Origin of the sequence: Sphingomonas sp., assembly GCF_042096255.1 — a bacterium.
Classification (GTDB): domain Bacteria; phylum Pseudomonadota; class Alphaproteobacteria; order Sphingomonadales; family Sphingomonadaceae; genus Sphingomonas.
The window spans coordinates 1-3493 of sequence record NZ_JBELLZ010000174.1 but is presented as its reverse complement, the minus strand read 5'-3'; the positions used below and the strand labels follow the sequence as shown (position 1 = coordinate 3493).

6 protein-coding genes are annotated in these 3493 nt (G+C 74.3%); all 6 read right to left on the bottom strand.

The window, feature by feature from the left end:
* A partial coding sequence (locus ACFDTH_RS17875; RefSeq protein ID WP_375288900.1) for a hypothetical protein occupies positions 1–396 on the bottom strand: 396 nt, incomplete at its 3' end.
* Positions 393–854: a hypothetical protein gene (locus ACFDTH_RS17870; RefSeq protein ID WP_375288899.1), complete on the bottom strand. Its 462-nt coding sequence runs from the start codon at positions 852–854 to the stop codon at positions 393–395. The genes ACFDTH_RS17875 and ACFDTH_RS17870, both read right to left, overlap by 4 nt.
* Positions 851–2194 (bottom strand): FliI/YscN family ATPase, encoded by a 1344-nt coding sequence (locus ACFDTH_RS17865; RefSeq protein WP_375288898.1) that lies wholly within the window; start codon positions 2192–2194, stop codon positions 851–853. Before ACFDTH_RS17865 ends, ACFDTH_RS17870 begins: the two co-directional genes overlap by 4 nt.
* Positions 2191–2787: a hypothetical protein gene (locus tag ACFDTH_RS17860; RefSeq protein ID WP_375288897.1), complete on the bottom strand. Its 597-nt coding sequence runs from the start codon at positions 2785–2787 to the stop codon at positions 2191–2193. Before ACFDTH_RS17860 ends, ACFDTH_RS17865 begins: the two co-directional genes overlap by 4 nt.
* The gene (locus ACFDTH_RS17855) at positions 2784–3284 is read right to left on the bottom strand and encodes a hypothetical protein (RefSeq protein ID WP_375288896.1); all 501 of its coding nucleotides are present in this window, start codon (positions 3282–3284) and stop codon (positions 2784–2786) included. Before ACFDTH_RS17855 ends, ACFDTH_RS17860 begins: the two co-directional genes overlap by 4 nt.
* Positions 3281–3493, bottom strand: a 213-nt coding sequence (locus tag ACFDTH_RS17850; protein WP_375288895.1) for a hypothetical protein, incomplete at its 5' end; no start/stop codon positions are given. The genes ACFDTH_RS17850 and ACFDTH_RS17855, both read right to left, overlap by 4 nt.

The following is a 3493-nucleotide window of genomic DNA, read 5'->3' as shown; positions in this document are numbered from 1 at the left end:
GGCGGGATCGGCCTGCGGCGGCGGCGCCGGCACCGTGGCGGCGGTAGGCACCGGCGTGTGCGAGGGCGAGACCATGCCCAGCGCCTGCTCGCCGCCACGCTCCGCCTCGCGCCGGTCGAGCGTGCCGCGCTCGTCCGCGGCGCGCCAGCCGGCAGCGCGGGCGAGTTCCGCCCGCGGATCGGCCGGCGCCTGCTGAAGCGGTTGCGCCGGTGCCTTGGTCAGCGGCGCCTGCTGCTGCTGGCCCGCCCGGCCGGCGAGCCCCTGCGGCTGGCCGCGCACCTTGGCGAACGCCTCGCCCATCGCGCGCACATCCTCGGCGAGCGGCTGGGCGCGCGGTGGCGTGCGCTGAGGTTGGCGGTTGACCGGATTGCTGCGGCTGACGGCGGTGTCGGTCATCGGAACCTCCTCACATCCTCGGCATCGAGCGCGACGCGCTCCTCTTCCATCCGGCCGGCGCGGCGGTGCAGCGCCTGGAGCCGCTCGGCCAGAACATCGTGGCGCGCCTGCGCCAGGATCATCGCCTTGCGCCGCTCCGCCTCCTGGTCGAGGCATTTGTGCTCGGCATCGCGCGCGTCGGTCAGCGCCTCGATCGCCATTGATCGTTCGAAGCGGCGGCGGTCGAGCATCGCCAGCAGCCGCTCGGCCTCGGCGGGGTCGCGGGTGAGATCCTCCTTGGCGCCCTTGTGCGCGGCAGCGGCGTGATCGGCGGCGGCATCCGCCTCCGCCCGCGCGCGCTCGGCGGCGGCGGTAGCGGCGCGCGCCTCGGCGAGGCGAGAAGCGGCGGCGCGCATCCGCACCTCCCGCAGCCGGACGAGGTCGGCGGCCTGACGGCGCTGATCGCGCAAGCTGCTCATCCGCCAATGCTCCGCAGCATCAGCAGCGCGTTGGACATCGGCGTCGGCACATTGGCGTCCTGGCGCAGCAGCGCGTCGATCTCCGGCCGCGCGGCGATGGCGCGATCGGCGAGCGGATCGGCGCCGGCGCGATACTCGCCCACCTGGACGAGGAACTCGATCTCGGCATGCTTGGCCATCAGCGCGCGCACCTGGGTCGCGGCAGTTCTGTGGTCCTTGGCGGCGAGCCTCGGGAACAGGCGCGAAAGGCTGCCGAGCACGTCGATGGCGGGATAATGACCGGCCGCGCCCAGCTTGCGCGAGAGCAGGATATGACCGTCGAGGATCGAGCGGACCTCCTCGCCGACCGGATCGCCGCCGTCCTCATCCTCCAGCAGCACGGTGTAGATGCCGGTGATCGAGCCGGTCTCGTCGGTGCCCGCCCGCTCGAACAATCGCGGTAGCTCGGCGAAGACGGAAGGCGGGAAGCCGCGCCGCACCGCCGGTTCGCCCGCGGCCAGCCCGATCTCACGCAGCGCGCGCGCGAAGCGGGTTACCGAATCCATCAGCAGCAGCACGCTTTTGCCCTCGCGCCGGAACCCTTCGGCAACGGCGGTGGCGTGGTGGGCGGCTCGGACGCGCTCCATCGCCGCGCGATCGGAGGTGGCGCAGACGATCACCGAACGGGCGAGGCCGTCCTCCCCCAGCGAATCCTCGATGAACTCACGCACCTCGCGGCCGCGCTCGCCGATCAGCGCGATCACGATCACCTCCGCCTTGGCGAAGCGCGCGAGCATGCCGAGCAGGGTGGACTTGCCCCCGCCCGCCGCGGCGAACACGCCCATGCGCTGGCCGTCGCCGAGGGTGAGCAGCGTATCGATTGCGCGAACACCGGTCTCCAGCGGCTGGTCGATCAGCGCGCGCGCCATCGGCTGCGGCGCGGGGGCGTGGAGCGGTGTGGTGCGCAGCCCGCGCGGCAGCGGCCCCTTGCCGTCGATCGGCTGGCCGCGGCCATCAAGCACCCGGCCAAGTAAGGCCTCGCCATAGGGCACCAGGGTCTCGCCGCCGCGCACGATCACCTCGGCATCGGGCGAGAGGCCGCGGGTATCGCCGAGCGGGGTCAGGATAGTGGCATTGCCGGCGATGCCCACCACCTCGGCGAGTACGCCCTCGCCCGTGTGCGGGTCCGCCACCTCGCAGGTCTCCCCGATCCGCGCGGCGATGCCGGTGACGCGCAGGGTGGTGCCGAGCACCTCCACCAGCCGCCCGCGCCGCTCCACCGTGGAGGCGCGGCCGAGCGTGCCGATCAGGTCGTCGACCGAGGGCACGCTCTTGAGCTGGGGAACGGCGGACTGGTTCACGCCTCGACGTTCCACTGCCGCGCGAGCTGGGCGAGCTGCGTCTCCAGCCCGGCGCGCACCTCGCCGAGCGGGGTGGAGAGCACGCAATCGGCGGGGCCGAGCGTCTCGTCGGGTTCCACCGTCACGCCGGCACCAAGCCGCGCGCGCGCGGTCGCGAGCGCGGCGGGTGGCACACGAACGGTGAGCTGGCTGTCGGGCGCGATCGCCGCGGCGGCCTTCTCCGCCAGCGCCGCGACCATGGCGGCCGGTCCGAGATCGGCAGCGATGCGACGCACCACCTCCAGCCCCAGCCGGGCGAGGTCGGTCCGCTGCGCCTCCGCCCGCGCGGCATCGGCCTGGGCGAGCCGGAGCAGCTCCTCGCGCACCAGCGCGGCACCCGCGGCGAGCCCCTCGGCATGGCCGACGGCATAGCCCTCGTCCCGCGCCGCCTCTCCCGCCTGCTCGCTGGCGGCGCGCGCATCCTCGTGCAGCGCCTGCGCATCGGCGAGCAGGCGCTGGACATCGCCCAGTATGGGCACGTCGGCGGCGCGAACGATCGGATCGTCGCGCATCAGCGTGGCGGCGGCGTCGGCGCGGATCAGCACGAAGCTCATGCCCGCGCCGCCTCCGCCAGGCAGAAGGTCGCCAGTTCGCGCGTGACGGGCACGCTGCCGCCCGGCGCCCAGCCGAGATAGCGGTGCAGCGCCGGCGGCAGCGCGGCGCGCATCAGATCGAAGCCGAGCGCTTCCACCGTTTCGGCGGGCAGCGGCGGCAGGCCGCCCTCCGGCACGCGCTGCGCCGCAGCGATCGCGCGGTCCATCGCCACGTCACCCCCGCGCGCCACCAGTTCGCGGAGCCAGCCGCCATCGATCGAGGCGGCGATCGCCGGGCCCATCGCGATCAGCGCGGCGGCCTGCGCCAGCTCGAGCAGCTCGGGCTGCGAACGCCGCAACCACTCGGGCGCCAGTCCAAGGTCGGCAAAGCTTGCCGACGGCTCGGGCTGATCCTCGCCGAGCAAAGCACGTCCTCGCCGGTAACCCCCGTCGCCGATCAGCCCGGCGAGGTCGCGGCCGATCGCGGCAAGCTCGGCGCGTTCAAGCGCGGCGCTCATACGTCGACCTCCTGCGGCACCACCGCACGGCGCACCGCCGCCTGCCGCCGCAGCCGCCAGCGCCGGAATGCAGGATATCCGAGCAAGGCGAGCACCACCGCACCGCCGCCGACCAGCAGCGCGACCAGCCCGCCGCTCGCCCCGGCATCGGCGACGCCCGTTACCGCCACCGGCGCGGGCTGCGCCGCAAAGGTCTCGACGCTGACGTT

What these genes read in the sequence shown, in the direction of transcription:
- ACFDTH_RS17870 (WP_375288899.1), bottom strand. Translation starts at nt 854, where the DNA reads ATGAGCAGCTTGCGCGATCAGCGCCGTCAGGCCGCCGACCTCGTCCGG.
- ACFDTH_RS17860 (WP_375288897.1), bottom strand. Translation starts at nt 2,787, where the DNA reads ATGAGCTTCGTGCTGATCCGCGCCGACGCCGCCGCCACGCTGATGCGC.
- ACFDTH_RS17855 (WP_375288896.1), bottom strand. Translation starts at nt 3,284, where the DNA reads ATGAGCGCCGCGCTTGAACGCGCCGAGCTTGCCGCGATCGGCCGCGAC.